The organism is Streptomyces sp. ADI95-16, assembly GCF_003721495.1.
Taxonomy (GTDB): domain Bacteria; phylum Actinomycetota; class Actinomycetes; order Streptomycetales; family Streptomycetaceae; genus Streptomyces; species Streptomyces goshikiensis.
In genome coordinates this window covers 8,101,723-8,123,292 of sequence record NZ_CP033581.1, presented here as the reverse complement: position 1 = coordinate 8,123,292, position 21,570 = coordinate 8,101,723, and the positions used below count along the sequence as shown (strand labels likewise).

Annotated in this window: 18 protein-coding genes and 1 pseudogene; 18 read left to right on the top strand and 1 reads right to left on the bottom strand. The window is 69.4% G+C overall.

Going from position 1 to position 21,570, the window contains the following annotated elements; genetic code table 11:
• Positions 1–57 precede the first annotated feature (57 nt).
• From EES41_RS36480 to EES41_RS36410, 13 genes are all read left to right on the top strand, one after another.
• Positions 58–1,317, top strand: coding sequence for a nucleotide sugar dehydrogenase (locus tag EES41_RS36480; RefSeq protein WP_123082111.1), 1,260 nt, complete (start codon positions 58–60; stop codon positions 1,315–1,317).
• A gap of 54 nt (positions 1,318–1,371) precedes the next feature.
• Complete coding sequence (locus EES41_RS36475) at positions 1,372–2,760, top strand: hypothetical protein (RefSeq protein ID WP_123082110.1); 1,389 nt, start codon at positions 1,372–1,374, stop codon at positions 2,758–2,760.
• Positions 2,757–3,884: a glycosyltransferase family 4 protein gene (locus EES41_RS36470; protein WP_123082109.1), complete on the top strand. Its 1,128-nt coding sequence runs from the start codon at positions 2,757–2,759 to the stop codon at positions 3,882–3,884. Before EES41_RS36475 ends, EES41_RS36470 begins: the two co-directional genes overlap by 4 nt.
• Positions 3,881–4,489, top strand: coding sequence for a 3'-5' exonuclease (locus EES41_RS36465; RefSeq protein ID WP_123082108.1), 609 nt, complete (start codon positions 3,881–3,883; stop codon positions 4,487–4,489). Before EES41_RS36470 ends, EES41_RS36465 begins: the two co-directional genes overlap by 4 nt.
• Positions 4,490–4,775: 286 nt before the next feature.
• The gene (locus tag EES41_RS36455; protein ID WP_123082106.1) at positions 4,776–5,663 is read left to right on the top strand and encodes an SAM-dependent methyltransferase; all 888 of its coding nucleotides are present in this window, start codon (positions 4,776–4,778) and stop codon (positions 5,661–5,663) included.
• A 1,011-nt stretch (positions 5,664–6,674) separates the two neighbouring features.
• On the top strand, positions 6,675–7,316 hold the full coding sequence (locus EES41_RS41815; RefSeq protein WP_164496070.1) for an NUDIX domain-containing protein: 642 nt from the start codon (positions 6,675–6,677) through the stop codon (positions 7,314–7,316).
• Positions 7,313–9,313: an ATP-binding cassette domain-containing protein gene (locus tag EES41_RS36440; protein ID WP_367995803.1), complete on the top strand. Its 2,001-nt coding sequence runs from the start codon at positions 7,313–7,315 to the stop codon at positions 9,311–9,313. Before EES41_RS41815 ends, EES41_RS36440 begins: the two co-directional genes overlap by 4 nt.
• A gap of 337 nt (positions 9,314–9,650) precedes the next feature.
• On the top strand, positions 9,651–9,842 hold the full coding sequence (locus EES41_RS41810) for a hypothetical protein (RefSeq protein WP_164496069.1): 192 nt from the start codon (positions 9,651–9,653) through the stop codon (positions 9,840–9,842).
• A 92-nt stretch (positions 9,843–9,934) separates the two neighbouring features.
• Positions 9,935–10,849 (top strand): NUDIX domain-containing protein, encoded by a 915-nt coding sequence (locus EES41_RS36430; protein WP_123082102.1) that lies wholly within the window; start codon positions 9,935–9,937, stop codon positions 10,847–10,849.
• Positions 10,850–11,655: 806 nt separating this feature from the next.
• Positions 11,656–12,057: a GFA family protein gene (locus EES41_RS36425; RefSeq protein ID WP_123082101.1), complete on the top strand. Its 402-nt coding sequence runs from the start codon at positions 11,656–11,658 to the stop codon at positions 12,055–12,057.
• Positions 12,058–12,089: 32 nt separating this feature from the next.
• Complete coding sequence (locus EES41_RS36420; RefSeq protein ID WP_254211711.1) at positions 12,090–12,896, top strand: methyltransferase; 807 nt, start codon at positions 12,090–12,092, stop codon at positions 12,894–12,896.
• A 121-nt stretch (positions 12,897–13,017) separates the two neighbouring features.
• Entirely contained in the window at positions 13,018–13,497 is a 480-nt protein-coding gene (locus EES41_RS36415; RefSeq protein WP_164496068.1) for a hypothetical protein, read from the top strand.
• A 121-nt stretch (positions 13,498–13,618) separates the two neighbouring features.
• Positions 13,619–13,870 carry a hypothetical protein gene (locus EES41_RS36410; protein ID WP_164496067.1) on the top strand — a complete coding sequence of 84 codons (252 nt, stop codon included), beginning with the start codon at positions 13,619–13,621 and terminating at the stop codon, positions 13,868–13,870.
• Here the strand turns inward: EES41_RS36410 and EES41_RS36405 are convergent.
• A pseudogene (locus EES41_RS36405) lies at positions 13,848–14,174 on the bottom strand (transposase family protein); the annotation flags it as partial. The gene EES41_RS36410 and the pseudogene EES41_RS36405 sit on opposite strands and share 23 nt — an antisense overlap.
• Before the next feature lie 678 nt (positions 14,175–14,852).
• Between EES41_RS36405 and EES41_RS36400 the strand changes: the two are divergent.
• Genes EES41_RS36400 through EES41_RS36380 form a run of 5 tightly spaced genes read left to right on the top strand, consistent with a single transcriptional unit; the run spans position 14,853 to position 21,559 of the window.
• Positions 14,853–15,644, top strand: coding sequence for a conjugal transfer protein (locus EES41_RS36400; RefSeq protein ID WP_216827296.1), 792 nt, complete (start codon positions 14,853–14,855; stop codon positions 15,642–15,644).
• Entirely contained in the window at positions 15,641–15,946 is a 306-nt protein-coding gene (locus EES41_RS36395; protein WP_123082097.1) for a hypothetical protein, read from the top strand. The genes EES41_RS36400 and EES41_RS36395 overlap by 4 nt, the downstream gene beginning before the upstream one ends.
• Positions 15,943–16,479: a hypothetical protein gene (locus tag EES41_RS36390; RefSeq protein ID WP_123082096.1), complete on the top strand. Its 537-nt coding sequence runs from the start codon at positions 15,943–15,945 to the stop codon at positions 16,477–16,479. Before EES41_RS36395 ends, EES41_RS36390 begins: the two co-directional genes overlap by 4 nt.
• Positions 16,476–19,052 (top strand): ATP-binding protein, encoded by a 2,577-nt coding sequence (locus tag EES41_RS36385; protein ID WP_123082095.1) that lies wholly within the window; start codon positions 16,476–16,478, stop codon positions 19,050–19,052. The genes EES41_RS36390 and EES41_RS36385 overlap by 4 nt, the downstream gene beginning before the upstream one ends.
• The gene (locus EES41_RS36380) at positions 19,049–21,559 is read left to right on the top strand and encodes a hypothetical protein (protein WP_123082094.1); all 2,511 of its coding nucleotides are present in this window, start codon (positions 19,049–19,051) and stop codon (positions 21,557–21,559) included. Before EES41_RS36385 ends, EES41_RS36380 begins: the two co-directional genes overlap by 4 nt.
• Positions 21,560–21,570: the final 11 nt, after the last annotated feature.

Genomic DNA, 21,570 nt, shown 5'->3' with positions numbered 1-21,570 from the left:
CCTTGCCAGACCAGGAACGACTCCCCATTCAAGCACCGCAACCGAGTAGGAGCTGCCATGCAGATCGTTGTCGCTGGTCAGGGCTATGTAGGGCTTCCCCTGGCCGTACGCGCCGCAGAGGTGGGCCACAGTGTCATCGGCTACGACGTCGACCCGCACCGCGTCCAGGAGCTGGCTGCCGGCCAGTCCCACGTTGAGGACGTGACCTCCGACCGGCTGCGCGCGGTGCTGGACAGCGGGGCCTACTCCGCGACCGCCGATGCTGCCGCGCTGGCCGGCTTCGACATCGCGGTGATCACCGTGCCGACCCCGCTGCGGGACGGCACGCCCGACCTGAGCTACATCGAGGCCTGCGCCAGGAGGCTGGGCGAGCACCTGAGCCGGGGCGCAACGGTCGTCCTGGAGTCCACGACCTATCCGGGCACCACCGAGGAACTGCTGCTGCCGATCCTGGAGACGGCATCGGGGCTCAAGGCCGGGGTGGACTTCCTTGCCGGATTCAGCCCCGAGCGCATAGCCCCGGGCAACAAGAAGAGGTGGTCGTTCGAGACGACGCCGAAGCTGGTGTCCGGAATCGATGCCGAGTCACTCAATGTGATCAAATGTTTCTACGACGGCATCTTCCGGATCACGGTGCCGGTGTCCGAGCCCAAGGTTGCCGAGCTGGCCAAGCTGATCGAGAACACCTTCCGGCTCGTCAACATCTCCATGATCAACGAGCTAGCGACGCTGACCAACCGCCTCGGCGTGGACATCTGGGAGGCGATCGACGCTGCCGCGACCAAGCCCTTCGGCTTCACCCGGTTCACCCCTGGGCCGGGCGTCGGCGGGCACTGCCTGCCCGTCGACCCGCTGTTCCTCTCCTGGAAGATCCGAGAAGACCTCGGCGTCCCCTTCCGGTTCGTAGAGCTCGCCAACGACGTGAACCGCCACATGCCCGACTACGTCGTCCGGCGTGTCGTGGACGCGCTCGACAAGCGCGGAACGGCCATCAGCGGGTCCCGGATCCTGCTGCTCGGCCTGACTTACAAGATCAACGCCACCGACCTCCGTGAGTCGCCCTCGGCACGTGTCGCCGAGCTCCTGATCGGCCTCGGCGCCAAGGTCCGCGGCGCCGACCCCAACGTCCCGCACGGCGAGACCAGCAAGCTGAACGTGCCGCTCGTGGACGCGAGCGCGCAGGAGATCGCGGCCGCTGACGCCGTGGTGCTCCTCATGGACCATGCGGCCTTCGACCTCGCGATGATCGGGAAGACCGCGCCGTACGTTCTCGACTGCCGAAACCGCCTCTCGGGACCGAACGTTGAGACCCTTTAGCTCCTCGAAATCCCCGCCCGGCCCGCTGCTGATCCTCCATCCCCGGGAGCTCTCTTGCGCAACGAATGGGAACACGCTCACACGGACTACACCAGGCCCGCTCAGCGCCAGACCCCTACCTCGCTGGCCGAATCCGAAAGCGACTGGCGCCACCACCTGGAGCACTCCACCCCCAACGGCTGTCTGATCCGAAACAACGCCATGACCGAAGCGCTCGCCAGCGGAAAACCGATGTACCTGCTGCACACCACCAAGGGCATCGAAGCCGTCCGCTCCAGCCGGCAGCTGCACGTCTCCACCGGATGCCTGGTCGGGGCCCTGTACTGCTCGCCCCTGGTCACCCAGCGCGCGGGGCTGCGCCCCCACAACCTCGGCGCCTACCTGATGGAGACGAAGCCCTCCACCACACCCCTGGTCATCGAGGTCACCCCGGACGCCCCGATCAAGCCCAAGGGCATCGACTACCTGCACCTCGGCCCCATCCACCTGCGCACCTACCTGCGCTACCAGAGCTTCCTCACTCCAACCGAGAACGAACAGCTCGACCGCGCCATCCTGGCCGGGCTACACACCGCAGCACCCTTCCTCGACACCGCCCTGCGCAACGCCGCCGGCCACACCACGCCCGCACCGGCGTTCATCGACATGCTGTCCGACGCCGTCGCGGGCGTGCCGTTCCTCGGCTACGTGTACTTCGAGGTTCTGTCGGAATACCTGATGCTCCACTCCGCCACCCCGGAAACCAAGACCTACGCCCAGGTGGGGGAGCTGAACAACCGGCTGTACAAACGCCTCGCCTTCGCCGCCGTCGACAGCATGGGCCAGCTCTTCGATCTGGCCCGCTTCAACCCGCGCCACCACCGGCTCGTCCAGCTCGTCGAACGCATCGAACCGGCCCTCGGCCCAGGAGCTGCCGAGTACGTACGACGTCGGCTGTCCCACCTGTTTGCCCGGACTGCGCTGCACCCGTCCCAGGACGCGGGATCGCTCACTTTCCAGGGCGCCGACCTCGACACGCTCCGAAAAGCCGCGCCAGGGCTGATCGGCCAGATGATCTTCCGTGAGATGCGGTACATGGACCGCTACCGGCACCTCTACCACTGCTTCGAGAAATCCAAGGCCCTTGAGGCGTGGGACTACTGGAACACCGAAGGGATCCCTACCCCCTTCAACGGAGTCATCCCCAAGGGAGAAATCGGGATCAATCCCGCCTACCCCCGAGCGGCAGTCCGAGTATGGACTGCGCGACAAGACTGCAAGGGCTACCTGCACCCCGACGAGGAGATCACGGCAGTCCCCACCCCGCACCTCGCCTCGTGGTGGGCACCGCCCCGCCAGCGCGGGACGCCCAACGCCACCGACGGATCACAAGTCGAGTTGGTGCCGGTAGCCCGGTCGCCGATCCCCACCCGACGGTCGCCCGTGAACGGGGTACCTGCATGACCGCCAAGCACCTGCACATCCTGACCGGCATCAACCGCACCTCCGAACCCTCATCCGGGAGCATGATCCTTGCCCACGACCTCTACCGTGCGATGCCCGACACCCACACGACCTTCCTGGGCAGAAACCCGGTCGATCAGGCATGGAGTGCCGCATTTGACCAGCTCATCACCCTCTCCACGACCAAACTGCCCCAAGGTCCAGGCTTCGACCTCTACGTCGACACGCTGACGCGTGAGGTTGGTGCGCTCATCGAGAAGATCCGGCCGGATGCGATCCACGCCCAGTACCTCGGTTTCGCACTCAGCCTGGCGGTCGCGCGGACCGCCGGCAGCATTCCGATCATCACCATCGCTCACGGCCCCGACGTGATGGCCGCCGAGCGCGACGTGCGGGAACGCGAATCCCTGCATGCCGTTGCCGCCGCGAGCGCGGCGATCGTCGCCCCGACCTCCGCCCTAGCCGACCGCATCGACCGTCTCACCGGGCGCCGATTCACCGATCGACTCACCGTCATCCCGTGGGGCATCCCCCTGGGCTACGCCCGGGTACGCGATCAACCGCCTGGGACCGGACCCCTGTCCCTGGTGCACGCAGGCCGTCTAGACGACAACAAGTCCACGATCACCGCCGTCGAAGCCCTCGCATTGACAGACCAGCCTCATCACCTGACCGTGATCGGCCAAGGAACCCTTCGGGAGCATCTGGAACAGCGGGCCGTCGAACTCGGGCTGCGGGACCGGATCCAGTTCGAGCCGTTCCTGCCCCGAGCCGAACTGTGGCGCCGCCTGCCGGACTTCGACGCCTTCGTATTCACTACCAGGGGTCTGGAGGCATTCGGGCTCGTCCTTGTCGAGGCCCAAGCCCACGGACTTCCCGTTGCCTACTCGGCTCTTCCCGGTGCAAGGGAAATCCTGGGGAACACCGGAGTTCCCTACATTCCTGGTGACCCGTGCTCGCTGGCCACGGCCCTAGACGAGATGGGTCGGGACCTCCGCCGGCGCAAAGCTCTGGCCAGAGCGGCTCTCGACAACGCGCGTCGATACGACATCACGAACACCAGCCGCGAACTTCGTGAACTGACGCTGCGGATTACCTCGGAGAACGGAACACCAGTCGCATGAACATCACCGCCTGGCCCACCAAGCTCCTCGTCGTAGACGTCGAAGGCAACGGCGCCAACCCGCCCGACCTGGTCGAGGTCGCGGCCCTGCCCGTCCGCGACGGCCAGCCGGACAAGACGACCGCCGGGGCGTGGCTCATCCGCCCGCCCCGGCCCGTCACCTCCTTCGCGACCCGAGTCCACGGCCTGACCAACGAGGCGCTCGCCACCGCCCCCTCCTGGCAGGAGACGTCCGGCGCCGTGGGCAACTTCCTGGCCGGAGCGTGGATCTGCGCGCACAACGCGCACGTGGACTACCGGGTCCTGTCCGCGCATCTGCCGAAGTGGGAGCCGGCCGGGGTCCTGGACACCCTGCGCCTGGCGAAGGCCACCTACCAGGGCCTGCCCTCCTACGGGCTCGACGCGCTGATCATCCAGCAGCAGCCGGACCTGACTGATGCGCCCGCCGTCGGCCGCCATCGCGCCACCTACGACGCATACGCCACCGCCCAGCTCCTGCTGGCCATGGCCGAGCAATACGACACCTGGGACCAACTCGTCGCCGCAGCCGTCCCGCCCGGCCTGCCCGGAGCCCCCACACCAGAAGAGGAACCGACCCTGTGGTGAACAAGACCCCGAGATCCGAACCCGCGCCCTCAGCGTGCCCCGCCAGCCCGGGGGATCTCGCGTCACGGCGCTACCTGGCCGAGCAGTGGAGTCATGTCCCGGACCAGGTCACGGCGAGCACCAGGACCTGCCACAGCCTGGACCCGGAGCAGCTAAGGAAACTGCTCAGCAGCCTCGTTGGAGCAGGCATCACCGTCAGGGTGACCCCAGACCGCTCCCCCACCCAGCACGTGGTCACCTTCAGCCGCCCGCACGACCAAGCGCTGCCGCTCATCGGGAGGCCGGTATGACCACCGCGACCGACGAAATCCGGGAACGGAGCCCCGAGAACGCCGTGCACGTCCACGAGATTTCGATGCAAGCCGCAACGTCGGCCCGCCTCTACGACCATTTCGGGGGCGGCTGCGAGGCCTACGCTGTCGATCGGGAACTGGCCGCCAGGGCGACGGCCGTCGCTCCCTGGCTCTCCTGGAGCGCCCACACCGCACGCGAGTACGCCCACACTGCGGTTGCCCGGATCCTGGACGACACCGACATCCGCCAGTTCCTCGACCTGGGCTGTGGACTGCCAGCCGCGGACGGCCGACCCCTCGTCGAACTGGTCAGGAAGACCGCCCAACCGGACCCAGGTCGGTCCCCGCAGTACCGGTACGTGTCGGTGGACCACGACCCGATGGTCATCGCGCACGTGAAATGCGAGGTTGTGGAAACGTCGGGGGACGATGCCATGCTCCTCGACATCACCAACGCCAACGCGCTGCTGAACGCCTTGCGCATGTTCGACAGGGTGCGGCCGGTTGCCGTACTGCTGCACCAGGTCCTCGAATGGATCCCGGACGACAAGGCCGTCGCAAGCCTCCTGACCGCGATCCGGGCATGGCTGCCTGCCGGGAGCGCACTGTCCATCGTCCACGCCACGGCCGACACCCAACCGGACCAAACTGCGCAACTCGTTGGCATCCTCGCCGATGCCGACCTGGGCTTCCGGCCCCGGAGCCGCGCGCAGATCGCTGGCCTGTTCGGCGACTTCACCCACCTCGCGCCCGGCCTCAGCGAGACCCACTCCTGGCACGCCCGGCGGGCGACCCTACCGAAGGGCTACTCATCCGGGTACGCGGGCATCGCATTCAAGCCCGCCGACGGATCGGCTGGCGGCAGCGTCGACGCCCTCTGAAGGGCCGCTTGCATCCGTGCCACGCACCGTTCCCGGCGCGCCCCTCACCAAGGAGAGACGGTCAATGAACACCGCACACCTCATCCACCGGGCCGCCCCCCTCACCAGAATCAGGCCGTTTCATCCCGACTGGGTTCCCGCTGGCGGACACATCCTTCTCCGCACGGGCATCTACTTCGACGTCGTGACCATCCGAAGTGAGCTTGGACAGCAGATTGCCGACAGGCTCATCCAACTCTTCGACTGCCACCCTGGCGGGATCTACCAGCGAGCGTCCGGCTCGGGGGCCGTCTACTTCGTCACCCCGCCGAGCACCGCAGACCAGTTCACATGGCCGCCCGGCACCCTCCACTGCGGAGCCAAGAAATCGGAACTGGTGGAGGTACCTGCACTCGACTCCGCACCGGACCCGTGGTCGTGGCTGTCGCTCCCCACCCGCCGCCGCGAGTTCGTGGACTGCGCAAGGCTTCACGACTTGATTGTCCGCTCCCGCGACACAGTAGCCGCTCTGTGCCCCGCTCGCCGGACTCGGCAGTCAGGCCGGCAGTCGGTGCAGCGACCGGCTTCGGCTGCCCGCGACGGACCGGATGTCGGGGTTGCGTACTCGTACACCAGACAACCCTGACATCGGGATTGGCCGGTGCCGTTGCCGAACGAGTGAAGGATGGAGAGGCTGTGACCTCGATGGACAACCCAGGAGTTCAGGCGATGCCCCAAGGCCCCCGCCCCTCGCACGCAGCCTCCACGGATCAGCACCACCGGAAAGCACGCCTCTCGCGTCCCGCCCTTGGAGGAGGTCGCACATCTGTCACGCAAGACCCTGATCGGGTGCCGTGATCCCATCTCCACTCGAACGTGTGAGTTCAGACGCTCCCACCCTCAGAGGAACTGCCTTACACCCCAGCATCGCATTTCAGTTCGAAAAATTCCCTCTCCCGTGTCCGTTACGGCGCGCAGGCGTGAGGGGTTGTTCGACTATCGCTCGGTTCCACGTCAATCCAGGGAGGACCAGTGCAGACAACGCACCACCCCCGTACGGCTGCTGCCCTAATCGAACAGGCCGGGCCGGGGTACCGGCCGCTGACGAAGGTGGTGCTGCTCGCGCTGCGCTCGGACGGGCGGGTGGCGCTGGTCCGCAGGGCCCGACACCCCGACCGGGGCCAGTTGGCCTTGGTGGGCGGACCGCTGGGGCCGGCGGAGTGGCTCGACGAGGCCGCCTGCCGGGGAGCCTCCCAGACGCTGGGTATCGGGGTGGGCGTCCAGGACCTCGAACTCAGTGGCCTCCTGCACTACCGCAGCGAGCGGGGCGCAGGCCGCCTGTGCGCCGTCTTCGCCACGCAGCGCTGGTCCGGTGAGCCCCGCAACTCCGCACCCCGCGAGTACAGCGAGGTGGTGTGGGCAGACCCCGGCGGTCCCCCGGCCGACTGCCGGCCTCTGACCCACGCCGTCCTCAACCAGTACGTCGCGGGCACCCTTTACAGCGCCATCGCCATGCCCGCGGCCACAACGGCCCCGGCCGACGGAGCCGCAGCCCCGGCGGCAGAGAGCGCGGCCGAGGCGCACGGCCCAGGCCCGGCTTGGGGGAAGACCGGGCCATTCGCAAGCAGCGACCAAACCAGCAGTGCACGGCTGGATATGAGGGGGACGAAGTGAGCACGGAGGCGAGTGGTGATGTGGAGCAGGCGACGGTGTCGGACTCGGAGCGGCTGCTGTTCGGTGGTGAGCTCGCCTACGACATCGGCTGGGATCGGCACGAGGGCGCCTGGCTGAAACTCGGCCTGTGGACCATGGCCAAGGCCTTACCCCGGATGGTCGCCACCGGGCTGAACCTCGCCCACCTCGCTGATGCCCGTGCCCTGCGCGTGGTCCTCGGCGCCGAGGTCGGACGTGGCATCACCCAGGCGATCGGGCTGGTCGCGGTCAATGCAGTGCTGGGCCACATCCTGGCCGGCGGCACCACCAACGAGCGCCTGCTCCAGGCCGTTCCGGCCCTTGTGCTGGTCGCCGTCACTGCGCTGGTGGGCTCGCTGCTGCGGTCCGCGTCCACCGCGGCGACCGGCGAGCTGGAGCCGAAGGTCCAGCGGGTGGCGACGGAGCAGTACCTGGGGCTGGTGCACCGGGTCGAGCTCGCGGCGATCGAGGACGATGAGTTCCACCGGCTGCTGGACGCCGCCCGCTACGGTGCCGACTCCGCCCGGCGGATGATCCGTTACTGCACGAACACACTGAACTCGGCGATTTCCCTGCTCGCGGCGGCGAGCGTCCTCACCGTCCTTCACGTCGGACTTTTGCCCCTGCTCGTCTTGATTACCCTGCCGAGCGGGTGGAGGTCGCTGACGATCTCCAAGCAGCGCTACATCAGCTTCCACACCTTCGTCCAGCACGCGCGGGCCGGGCACCTGCTCGGGCAGTTGCTGACCCAACGGGAGGCCGCGGCCGAGGTCCGGGTCCACGAGGTCGGCCCGTTCCTCCTCAGCCACTTCCACGAGATGGCCGAGACCAGCGAACGCGAGCAGACCCGCCTCGCCCGTAACGCTGCGAAGATCGGGCTGATCGCCGACGGTGCGTCCGGGGTCGCGACCCTCCTCACCTACGGGGCGCTGGGAGTGCTCCTGTGGAGCGGGCGGATGGACCTCGCGGTCGCGGGCACCGCGGTCCTCGCGATCCGTACCGGATCCTCCAGCCTGGACAGCCTCGTCGTGCAGATGGCCGATCTTCACCAGGAGTCCCTCTTCGTGGCCGACTTCGAGCGGCTCTGCACGGAGGCCAAGGCTCGGGCGATCCCGGAGACCGGGGAGAACCTCCCTGGGGAAGTACGGGAAGTCCGCTTCGAGAAGGTCACGTTCACCTATCCAGGCAGCGGCGGTGAGACGCCGGAGCCGACCCTGCGCGAGGTGTCCCTGTCCTTCCCGATGGGCAAGGTGATCGCCCTGGTAGGGGCGAACGGCTCGGGAAAGTCCACGCTGGTCAAGCTCCTGGCCGGCCTGCACCTCCCCGATGCCGGCGGCGGCACGATCTGGTGGGACGACGTCGATGCAGCCAAGGCCGACCGCAGCCAGATCTTCTCCCGCATCGCTCTCATGTCTCAGTCGTTCTTCCGCTGGCCCTTCACGGTCAGGGTCAACATCGGGATCGGCCGACCCACCGTCCCCATCGACGACCAGGCAGTACGGGACGCTGCCGTGTTTTCCGGCGCTGACCGGTTCATCGCCGGACTGCGCCGCGGGCTCGGCACTCTGCTCGGGCGCGGCTACAAAGGCGGGCAGGAGGCCTCGGGCGGAGAGTGGCAGATGGTCGGGATCAGCCGGGCCTGGTACAAGCGCGCCGGGATTCTGGTGGTCGACGAGCCGACGAGTGCCCTCGACGCGGTAGCTGAGCAGCGGGTCTTCGACGAGATCCGCGCGGTGGCCGCGACGGGTCAGACCGTTGTCCTGATCACCCACCGCCTGCATTCGGTGCGTGAGGCTGACGTCATCCACGTCATGAAGGACGGCCAGGTCGCCGAGTCTGGGACGTTCGAAGAGCTCATGGACGAGAGCATCGGCACGGGCGAATTCCGCGACGCCTACTTGATTCAGGCTGCGGCCTTCGCCGACAGCGTGCCCGCTCAGCGGGCGCCCGTCGTCGATCGCGCGGAGGACCGGACGTGAACTCCGTATCACAGGACCGGCTCCGAGCGGGACCGACATTCTGGCGGCTGCCCGCCACGGCGCACCCGGGCGCCGCGGCGACTGGCGCCTTGGATGCTCGGAGGCACCATCATGGCCGTGAACGTGACCGCGCCGCTCCTCCTCGTCGACGGCCACCATCTTCTCTACCGGTCGCCGTACGTTCCCAAAGCGGTTCCAGGACCTGGACGGCACCGATGTGACCGGCGCGTTCGGGTTCGTAGCGCTCCAGCGGAAGGCGCACCGCGAGCATTGCGCCGGCCATGAGGTCCTGGTGGTCTTCGACGCCGAGGACGGCTCAGCCAGCCGGTCCAGGTTGATGCCGAGTACAGGGCGGACCGGGCTGAAGCGGACCACAGCCCGATCCAAGCCCTGGCGCCGCTGCACCACCACGGCACGGCCGACGGCGGCCTGCGCGGTGGCCGCGGGCGCCTTGGCCGCCGCCACCAACGTGTGGACGGTCCCGCTGGCCGGGGCGTTCGTACTCACCGTGCCCGTGCTCGTCCTGTGACGCTCGCCGGTCTCCCGCCTCACCGCCATGTCGGTCCCCGCGTCCACCGCGCCCGCTGGCACGACTCGCCCCTGACCTTGAGGAGTCTCACCATGACGATCCTTTCCACCGAGCCGCGCGGCACCGCAGCCCTTCTCGTGAACGCTGCTGGCCAGTACCTCCTGCATTTGAGGGATGCGAACAAGGTCATTTGTGACCCGGGGACGTGGTCCATCCCGGGCGGTGACCGCGAGGGCGAGGAATCCTGCCGCCAAGCCGTCGAGCGCGAGCTGTTCGAGGAGACGGGCCTGAGCGTCCCACTGGAGCCCCTCACCGTCGTCAACGCCCACGGGCCGACCGGCGACGAGGGCCAGATCCAGGTGTACGTCGGCACCTGGGACGGCGACGACAGCACGCTGCCGTGTCCCGAAGGGATCATGTTCAAGTGGTTTCCCGCCGAGACCACGGCCTGGCTGACCATGTGCCCATGGACGGCCGACGTCATCGCCCTGCACCAGAAGACCGCCCCTGTCCCGGTCCCCCGGTCCGCGAGCGCGCCCGCACGGGTCGGGAGGAGCCGGACCCGGCTCAACGTGATCGGCGTCCACCTCTATCTCGAACGCGAAGACGGCCGGATCCTCCTCGGCCGACGCCACCCAGATGTCGCCTTCGCCGGCGACCACTTCCACTTCCTGGCCGGACACCTGGAGAGCGAGGGCGCCAAGGCCGGCCTGATCCGGGAAGCCGAGGAAGAAGCCGGCCTTCTTGTCGCCCCCGAGGATCTGGATCTGATCCACACGATCCACATGCTCGACGAGGGCGAAAACACCGACGGGCAGCCGCGGCTCGGGCTCGTCTTCCGCGCCCGCACTTGGTCGGGCACGCCCGAGGTGCGTGAGCCGGAAAAGTGCTTGGAGTGGATCTGGGCCGACCCGGCCCGGCTTCCCAAGCCGATGGTCACGTACACGCAGGCCGCGATCGAGGCGATCAGCCGCGGTGAGACGTACACCGAGCTCGGCTGGACCTAGCCCACCAGATCTGCCGCACCGCACCGTCCCGTCCCCGGATGCCGAGGAGATCTCCCCATGCCTGAACGGCCCCTTGCCGACGGCCTCACCGGAGCCGTGCCCCGCCAGCTCCCAGGACCCGGACCCGGTCCGGCGGCCGCCCGGGCCGCGATGGTCGCGCGCCTCGAACAGGAAGGTGCCCTGCACCGGGGACCTGTGCGGGAGGCCCTGCTGGCCATCCCCCGCGAGGTCCTCATGCCGCAGGGCTACGTCCGGCGTACGGAGTTGTACGAGGCTCCCGTGCAGTGGCAGCTGTTGGACTGGGCGGTGCCCGCCGACCGGGCGGAGTTCCTCGACGTGCTGCACTGCGGTGAGAGCGTCTTGATCCAGCACGACGGAGAACCCATCCTCGGGCGGGAATCGGGTGTGCGGCGGACGGGCGTCTCCCGGAAGACCCTGGACCTCGGCCGTGCCATCGAGGCTCGCTACCGGCCTCTGAAGACCAACTACTGCACCCTCGGCAACGTTTTGCCCCATTTCCACACGCGTGATCCCGCGGTACGCGGCAGGGGTCGACCCTGGCCCGGGCGGCCCCCTGCCTTTCACGTTCCTCGACGAAGGCCGCCCGCAGGAGAGACAACTCCCGCACGACGCGGCCGGCTTCCGCTTGCTCCTCATCGACCCGGCGATCTGACCTCACCCGCCGCGATGCGGACTCGTGGCGGAACTGGGAGCGGCAAGTGCAGCGATGTGACCCGTAGCCGTGCAACCGCACTCTCACGCCGGTACCCCCGTTCAGCGCAGGTAATCGACAAGGGAGTCGACGCATGACCGCAGCCATCAGGGCCACTCCGCGCACCGGGCGTTGTCAGTGCCGGAACATCCAGTTCACGGTCACCGGCGTGCCCGATTATGTCCATACCTGCAGTTGCCGGGACTGCCAGAGTCTGTCGGGGGCACCGATGATGTCATGGGTCTCCTTCCCCCTGGCCGGCTTGGCATGGAGCAGCGGAGAACCGTCGTGGCACTACACGTGGCCGGACTCCAAGCGCGGGTTCTGCCCGAACTGTGGCAGCCAGGTCTGCGCCCTCGACGACGGAGCCACCAGCATCGCGGTCACCCTCTCCGCGCTGGGCAACCCGCCCGAACTGGTCCCGGTCAACCAGAGCTTCCGCGAGCATGCCGTGCCCTGGCTGCCTCAGGTCCCCGACACCCGCGCCCGCAGCTGAACGCCACGCCCGTACCACGAGATCGGAGACCCGTGTCCCTGTTCGACTCGGTGGACTACCACTACGCCCGCTACCGCCCCAGGCTGCCCGACCAGGTCGTCCGGCTCCTGGCCCACGAATTGGAGGAGGCTGAGGCGCCCACGCTGCTGGACCTGGGCGCCGGCACCGGACAGGTCGCCCTCTCCATGCTCCCCGCTCTGCCTCCCACGGCCCACCTAGACCTCGTGGACCAAGACGAGGACATGCTCCGTACGGCGCTCGACGAGCTCCAACCACACCTGGGCGAGCGCACCTCCACCGTGCACGCCGTCCCGGCCGAGGAGTTTGTCCCCGCCCAACCCGGTTACCAGGCTGATCTGATCACCTGCTGCCGTGCGTTCCACTGGATGGACCGCCCCGCTGTGCTGGCCATGGCCGACCGGGTGGCCGCAGCGCACGCCGCCGTCGCGGTCATGGGCGACGGCAGCCTCTGGACCCACCAGGCCGATTGGACGGCCGCGCTCAGGGGCCTGATCCAGTCCCACCTTGGGGAAGACCGCCGCGCCGGCACCACCGGCACGTACCGCGAGCCCGGCCGCCGCTACGAAGACGACCTGGCCGACTCCGCATTCAGTGACCTCACCGAGCACCGCATCCCCTTCACCCGCTTCTGGACGCCTCGCGGCGTCCTGGGCTACCTGCGGTCCACCAGCTTTGCCCGGCCCGGCCTCTTCGCCGACCACGTCCGATTCGAGGAACAGGCCCACGCTCTCCTCGTACAGCACGCCCAGGACGAAGTCCTGCACGAGGACGGCGTATTCACCGTGCTGCTCGCCCACCGCCCCGAGGTGTCGCGATGAGCGGGGCCCGGAGCACCGTCCGGGGCGACGTCCACCTCATCCTGCGCCGCAACGGCGAAAGCGGCCTGGCCTCTGCCGGGCCCTCGCCACGGCGGGGACCGATGTGCGGACCGGGGTGACCGTGGCCGAGAACGAGTCCTTCGAACGCCTTCAGCTGTGGCTGGCTACCTCCCTGACCGGGTTCTGCCGGCTGACGGGAGACCGGGAGAGGCCCGGTCCGATCCGGCTGCTGAAGACCATGGACCTCATGGCGATGGTGTCCGGCGGACCCTTGGCCTGCATGGTCGTAGAGCCCCGCGAGCGCGACGAACATGCCGGTACGCCCCTGTGGGAGTTCCGTGTCCAGGGCTTCGGCCCCGACGGCAAGACCGCCGCCGACATCATGGCCGGCGCCGTCCACACCTGGGACCGAGAACTGCGTGGCCGCGCCACCCCCGTCCTGACCATCCTTCCAGCGAGGACACCCGACAGCGCGCTGCCCGTCGGCGACATCGTCAAGAAGGCCCAGACGCGCATCGTGACCGGCTGGCCCGGGCGTGACGGCGCCGCCCACCCAGGCGTTGGGCAGGACAGGGAAGGGGAAGGGGCCACCGGGCTGTGATCACATGGATCAATGGGGCGTTCGGCGCCGGCAAGTCGACCTGGCGGGTGGGCTTCGCGAGGCGTTGAACGGAGCAGTCATCGCAGAACCGGAGGACGTCGGCGCTCTCCTTCGCCAGAGCATGGCCAGCCACCCCCGAAGGGTGGGCGACTGCCAGGACTACGCCGCCTGGCGGCGCCTGACCATCCGTCTCATCACCGAGCTCCATCAGCTCGTCGCCGGACCTGTGATCGTCCCGATGACCGTCCTCACGCCGGCGTACGCGGCCGAGGTGTTCGAGCCGCTCTCCGAGCTGGGGACACTCTTCCACCACGTGGTGCTCCACGCCGGTCCCGGTTCACTGAGCACTTTCAGCGTTGCCTCTCCAGGGTGAGGACGGCTTTGGTAATGACTGTCATGCGGTTGGGGCCTTTGCGGGATTTGCGAAAGATCTGCCGTGGCTTCAGCCGTGCCATGCCGCGTTCGACCGGCGTCCTCGCCGCGGCCAAGGCCCGGTTGACGGTGCGCTGGGTGAGGGTGAGTTCACCGCCCGGTGGCCGTGTGAGTCCGGTGGTGACCCAGGGGCCCGCGCCCTGGTAGGCGCGGTCGGCGAGGATCGGGACGCCCTGGCGTTCGCAGATCCGGATGGTGCGGTGGGTGCGGACCGCGGTGAGGTCGTGGGTGCGGCCCGCCAGCGCGCATCGGTCCACCGGACCTTGGTCAGGCTGCTGGGAGCATGGAATTCTCCGCGACGCGCGGGTCGCACCCGGATCCTCGCCGTCTCACCGGTGAGTTCGGCACAGGCTGCCGGGGATGTCACCGGTGAGTTCGCACCGGCGCTGGTGAGTTCACCAGACGAGTCACCGGTGGCCGCAGGGGTGCTGGTGAGTTCACCGGCGGTCGGTGAGTTTCTGGGCGGGTGGGCGCTGTGACCTGCGGTGGGGAGGTTGGGAGACTCACCGGTGAGTCACTGCTGAGGCTGTGCTCGATCCGTGATTACGCAGGGGTCGCCGCGGTGATCGGACCGGTGAGGCTGACGCCGTTTCGTGGGGCAGAGCGTTTGCTCCCTCCCACGAAAGGACGCCGTCATGACACCTGCTCCCCCTTCCCCACGCCGTCGCCGCAGGCCCGTACCAGCCCCGGATTCCCGGCCCGCCACGGCGACGCTGCGTAGCTCCCGGCCCGAGACCGTTGCGGTCCGCCGGCCTGTGGCGCGCGGGCCGCGGTTCACCCGGGTTGGGGTGTGGGCGGCGCTGGCGGCTGGTCCGCTGGCCCTGGCCGTCGCGGTTGCCGTGCCGCGGACGACCGTCGCCCAGGCCGCTCCCACCCCGAAGGCGGCGGCCGCTCAGCAGGCGGCCGTCGCCGACCCGGCGGGTATGGCGGAGATGTTCGTGGACCTGTGGCTGCGCGCGGACGCGTCCATGCCCGACAGTCCGGCGGCGGCCGCGGTGCGGGCGCTGGTTGCGGATGCCGACCTGCCCCAGCGGCCCCGTGCTGAGAAGCAGGCACCGGCTGCTTCTCGGGTCACGGCCGTCCGGACCTCGCGCACTCCGGTTGGGTGGACGGTCGTCGTTGCCGCGATCAGCGAGCAGTCCGTCGAGGGGGCGCCGCTGGTGCGGTACTTCGCCGTGGCCGGAACCGGTGGCAAGGACGGCGGTGCGCTGCGTGTGACTGGGGCGCCGGGCGAGGTCGCCGCCCCCGAGACCGCCCCGGCCGAGGAGGAGACATTCAACCAACCGGTGCCCTCCACCGGGGTACTGGCGGGGTCGCTGGGCGAGTTCGTCCGCGCCTACCTCGGCGGCGGTCAGAGTGCAGGGGTCGAGCGGTACCTGTCGCCCGGGGTGCGCATCTCCGCGCCGTCGGCGGCCGGCTATGAGCGGGTGGATGTCGAGGATGTCGCCGCCGACAGCCGGGGTGCACTCGCCGACGGTGCCCCGGCGGATGGGGCGCGGGCTCGGGTGCGTCTGCGGGTGACGGGCGTGGATGGTGCCGGGGTGCGCTGGCCGCTGGTTTATCGGCTGGAGGTGACCGCCCGGGCGGGCCGTTGGGAGATCAGTGCGCTGGACGCCGCCACCGCGGCGCCCCCGCCGACGTCGCCGAAGTCCTCGCCGTCGGCCTCGGCGACCGTGGCCTCGCCCGCTCCGGTTGTTTCCGGGGGTGCTCGATGAACTCGGTCATCCTGGCGGGCAAGTTCGACGCGTTCGGCGATTCCTTCATCAAGACGCTGACCGACTGGGGCAGCTCCGGGCTCACGGCCGCGCTGATCATCCTCGTGCTGGTGACCATTGGCTCCAAGTGGTCCATGAAGGCGGCGATCGGTGCGCTGATCGCCATGGTCATCGCGCTGGGTATCTACAAGTCCCGTGACGCGTTGTCGGACATGGTGTCCGACGAGATCAACCACCCGGCCAATGCCGCTGCCGTGGTCGTCGTCGGCCCGCGGGCCGAGGGTGCGGGCGGTGTCCTGTGAGTGAGGAGACGCGGCCGGGTGTCGCGCGGTCGTACACGAGCGCGCGCCGGCATCCGTGGGTACTGGGGAAGCTCGGCGACTGGACGATGTGGTTCGGTCCGTATACCCCGGCGCAGTTGGTGGTGCTGGGCGGCGGCGCGTTTGTGCTGATCCAGACGTTCAGCTGGTGGTCGTGGGCGGGGCCGGTGCCGGTCGTGGCGTGGCTGGTGTCGGTGTGGGCGGTGCGCGGGGCGCAGATCGCCGGTCAGAACCCGTTCACAGCCATCTTGGGTGTCCTGGTGGTGCTGACGCGTCATCCTGCCGGTCGGATCGGCGGCCGGACCGCCCGCGACAGGCAGCACAGCTGCTTCGGGGGCCAGTTCATCATCGAGCCCGCGCGCGCCGCCACTCCCGCAGCGGCAGCCCCTGCGGGAGTGGCGGCGGCCGGGCCGGCGACGGGCGTGGTGACGAGCGGTGCTCATGCGTCGGGTGTGCGGGCGGCGGGTTCGGGGCTGGACCGGCTGCTCGCCGGGGCGGGGAGGGCGGACGCGTGACGCGGACACCCTTCCGGCACATCGCCGGGCATCTTCTGTGGTCGTCCTCGGGCGTGGTGTGGGCCGTGTGGCGGGTGGAGCCGCTCGCCGGCGGCTACCTCCCGGCCCGTGTGCGCCAGGAATTGCTGGGCCGGGTGACCTCTCTGGTGCGGTCCATGCCGTCGATGGAGCCGCGGCTGTTCGTTCTGGCGGCGCGTACGGATCCCGGTGAGGTGGCCGAGCGGATGGTGGAGGGGCTGGACTGGCAGCGTCTGCCTGGGTGGGCGGAGACCTGTGCGGCCGGTGTCGACATGCTGGCCGGCGGTGAGATGCACGAGCGGACCGTATGGCTTGCCGTGCCGCTGCCCGGGAAGGGTGGCGCGCTCACGGCCTCGCTCGGGGTGCTCTACGCGGAGGTGTCGGCGACGCTCGACATCGCCCCAGTGCCCGTCGCCCAGGCTGAGGTTCAGGCCGCGCGGGAGAGCGCGGAGCGTATTCAGACTTCGCTGGGCGGCGGCCTCGGCCTGCGTCCGGCGTCGCCGGCGGAGATCGTGTGGATGGTGCAGCACGCCGTGCACCGCGGCCTGCTGGAGGAGCCGCTGCTGTCCGACGCCACCGACAGTCCCCTCTACGGGAGCCGGATCCACGGCGGACAGTTGCTCTCCCCCTCCTACGCAGACCTCGGCCAGGTCCGCCTCGCCGAAGGTGGCCAGGAGCGCCACGTCAGCCACAGGAAAGCCAGCGCAGGTTCGTGGTGGCGCAAAGCCGGGACTGCATCGCCGGTCGGGCGGTTGTGGCTGCAAGTCGAGTCGGAGGCCGGGACCGGCTACCAATCCCATCTCGTGCTCGCGGAGCTGCCGCCGGCGGTCACGGTGGAGAGTGCTGACGTTCTCGCGCAGTTGGAAGGCCTGCCGTTCCCCGTCGATGTGACGGTGGACTTGAGGGTGGTGCCCGCTAAGAAGGCGCGTGCGCAGGTGCAGAGCAAGAAGCGTGAGCTGCTGGATCAGGCCGATCAGTACGGGGCGCAGCCGACGGGGATGCCGCATTCGCTGGGGGATGCGGCTGGGGATCTGGAGGAGCAGGACGCGCGGATGGCGCGGACGTCGGTGGAGGTCGAGGTCCAGGCGGTGACCGTGCTGAGCGTGTGGGGCCCGGATGCGGCGACGTGCGATGCGCGGGCGCGGGAGCTGTCGGCGGCCCTGTCGGGCGGTGACTACCGGGCGGTGCGGCCGATCGGCATGCAGGAAGAACTGTTCGCCCTCGGGCTGCCCGGGGCGGTGCGGGCCCCGAAGCTGCACCAGTTCACCCAGCATCAGCTTTCCGAGGACTGGGCTGCCTGTGGCGCCCTGACACTGTCGCGGGTCGGGGACCCGACGGGGATCCTGATCGGCCGCGATCTGGACTGCGGCACCCTGCGCCCCGTCCTGCTCAACCCTGCGGACGCCCCGCAGGTCAACGCGAGCGCTTCGAGTGCGGTGATCGGTGACCTGGGGGCGGGGAAGTCGGTGCTGGAGAAGCTGGTCACCGCGGCGGTGGTGGACCGGGGCGGGCGGGCGATCGTCATCGACCGCACCCCGATGCGCGAATGGGCCGGCTTCGCGGAGACGTCCATGGGCGACCGCTGCCAGATCATCGACGCTGCCCAAGCGCGGCTCTCCATCGATCCCCTGCGGGTGTTCGGCGGATCGGTGGGCGCGCACTACGCCCTGTCGTATCTGACCTTGCAGCTGGGGGTCGGCGCGATGACGGCGGCCGGCGCAGTGCTCCACCACGCCGTTGAAGAGGTCAGCATCGGCCCCAACCCGTCGATGGGAAGGGTGCTGGATGTCCTGAAGGCTCTCGCCGCGCAGGGCGGCACGACGCGGGCTGATGCGGCTGAGACCATGGCCGATCTGCTGGGGATTGTGCAGAGCAATCCGCTCGCCGCGATGGTGTTCGATCCGGGTCTGCCGGTGGTGACGCTGGCCGGTGATCTGGGCGCGGACATGGTCGTGGTGACCACCACCGGTCTGACGCTGCCGCCGAAGGAGGCTTTCGCGGACGCCGAAGTCCTGCGGCAGCAGCCGTTGGAGGCTTTGATCGGACGGGCGGTGCTGTATCTGATCGCCGCGATCGCCCGTCAGGCCGCGTTCACCGATCCGGGACGGTTCTGCCTGGTTGCCCTGGACGAGGCCTACTGGCTGACCTCCTCCGCGGAGGGCTCGGCACTGGTCCACGAGATCCTCCACGACGGCCGTAAGCACGGCGCCGGCGTGTTCCTTGGGGCCCACGACGCCGACGAACTCGGCAAGGACGCCGGGCTGATCGCCTACCGGTTCCTGGCCCGCACCACCGACGAGAGGCGTGCGGCTAAGGGGCTGAAGTTCCTCGGTCTGGACGGCGACGACAAACACCTGCTGCAACTCGTCACCACCGGGCTCTCCCCCGTCGGCCAGAGTGGCCGCGAGGGCGAGATGCTGCTGCGCGACCCCCGCATGCAAGTCGGCCGAATCCAGGTGGCTGTCCCGTTCGTGCCCCGCCTGCGGAAATCGATCTTCACCACACCCGGCCGCACCCCCACCACGGCACCCGCCCGAGCCGAGGGGGCCCAGTGACCATAGGACTGCGTCCGCCCAGGCTGCGCCGCTTCGACCGCGGCACCCTTCGTGCCGCCGGGTTCGTCGCGCTGCTCACGGTGGTGTTCCTCGTGACGAACACGGCGGTGGCCGCGGCCGCGGACGGCACCGCAGACGGGGGCAGCGGGCTCCTGGCTCCGCTGAACGTGCGCACCGCCGAAGGGGGGCTGCTGGAGGGCTACCAACTGGAGAGCCGCCCGGCGGCGTACCGCCCGGAGCCGGCCATGCCAGACGTCGTCGGCCAGGCGCAGGTCATGATGATGTCCGGTCTGTTCACCCTCGCCCGGCTGCTGGTCGGCCTGTGCTGCTGGCTCATCGGATTCGTCTTCCGCTTCCCGCTGCTCACGTTGCTGACCGGTCCCGCCCAGCATCTCGCCGACTCCTACCAGGCCCACATCGTGGACGCGCTCGGTCTGAAGGGGCTGATGCTCGCGTGGGCGTTCGTGTTCGGGCTGATCCTCTTCGCCCGGGGCAAGGTCGGCACCGGGCTCGGGCAGATCGGCGCGACCCTCGTCATCGCGGCGCTGGCCGCGAGCGTTCTCATCCGCCCCGACTACCTCCTCGGACGTGGCGGGCCCCTCGACCAGACCCACAAGGCCGCCATCGAAGTCGCGTCGATCACGACGTCCAGCTACTTCGGCACCAAGACGTCATCCGACCCCTGCGACTTGATCCACGGGCCCGCGCAGAGCACGTGCGAGAGCTCGGGAATGTGGGCGCAGGCCGTGGTCAAACCCATCCAGGACTCACTGACCGACGCTCTCGTCGTCAAGCCGTACATGCTGCTGCAGTACGGGCGGATCCTGGACCCCAAGACCGACAAAGCCGCCTACGAGACACACCTCAAGTGGGTCAAGAGCGGTGAGCCGGTCGAGGAGGAACCCGAACGTGAGAACCCGTGTGAGTTGCTTGACCGGGTTTCCCGGGAGTACTGCGAAAGCTCCACCGCCCCCAGACGCGCCGATTTCAACAACGTCCTGAAGGATCTGGACAAGGCGGGGCCCGCGGGCAAGGCCGCCGCCTCGTATGCCAAGGAACCCAGCTGGGACCGTGTCTTCGCGGCACTGGCGCTGCTGATCGCCGTCGCCGTCGTCACGGCCATGGTCGTCTCCATGTCCCTCGTGATGCTCGGCGCCCAGGGGGCGGATGCCGCAGCGGCCGGCGCGGGACCGGTCGTGTGGGTACTGGCGATGCTGCCCGGCCCGACCCGGACGCTGCTGTGGCGGTGGGCGGGAGTGTTCGTCACCTCCGCGCTGGTCACCTTCGCCACCGCCATGGCCATCCCCTTGTTCGGGATCGCCGCCAACGTGCTGCTCTCTGACAGCGGACCTGACCTGATGGTGGAACGACTGCTCCTGCTGGACGCCCTCGCCATCGCCTTCCTCGTCATGCACAAACGGGTAGCAGCCGCCGCGACATCGGTGGGCCAGCGCATGGCGATCCGTATGCGGTACGCAAACCTGGGCGGGAGCGGCTTCCCCCGCGGCCTAGCCATGGGGATGGCCGGAGGCGGTGGCCGTGGTGGGGCGCCGTTCTCGCTGGGGCGTGCCGCCTTCGAGGCGCGCACCGCCGCCCGCATGGGGACGGCACCGTTCGCCCTGGCCCTGCGCGGAGCCCACGCGGCGCTGATCGGACCCAAGCCGGCGAACCGGCACCCGGTCGCCCGTGCTCTGACCGCCGCCCTCAAGGACGCAGGTATCGGCGGCGGACAACCGGCGCCCAAGGGCCAGATGCAGGTGGACAAGTGGACCGGCGAGGTTCTCCACGACCCCGCCACCGACCGGCCGCTGCTCGGCTCCCGGTTCCACAAGCACGCCTCACGGCTGCGCGGATACCGCATCGCCCACCGCGCCGGACGCACCGCCTACGGCGCCACCATCGGCCTGCCCCGCACCGTCCACACGGCGAAGAGAAGAGCGAGCGAGATCACCGACGACGCCCGTACCCAGCTGCGGGTGGCCGCCAACTACGTCGGCGACGACGCCTACGCGTGGAAGGGCGTCGGACGGGCCGTGGGCAGGAGCGCGGTCAACACCGGCCGACTCGCCCGCGACACCGCGATCAGCGCGGCCATCTACACGGCCCCGGCCGCCGGCGGACGCACAACCAGCCCCCACGGCATCAGCCGCCCGGACAACCCCGCCGCGGCCACGTCCGGCACCCGACGCACCGGCACCCATGCAGTCAGCAGGCCCGTGGTCCGCACCGCCAACGGCAACGGCAACGGCAGCCGTCCCGGCACCCCAGGTGCGGGCAGCCAGGGAGCCACGCCGGGCAGCGGCAGCGGAGCAGGAGCACCCAGCCGAAGCATCCGTTCCGGTACTGCGAGCGGGAGTGGATCCCGGCCTTCGAGCCCGCAGTCTCCCGCTCCTGCTGCGAACCCTGCGGCCAGCCAGGCCGCGGCCGACCGGGCGCGGCTGCTCGCCGTGATGCGTGCACGCCGCCAGGCGGCGCGGGACGACCAGGGCAACGGGGGAACGCAGTGAGGAAGCGGAAG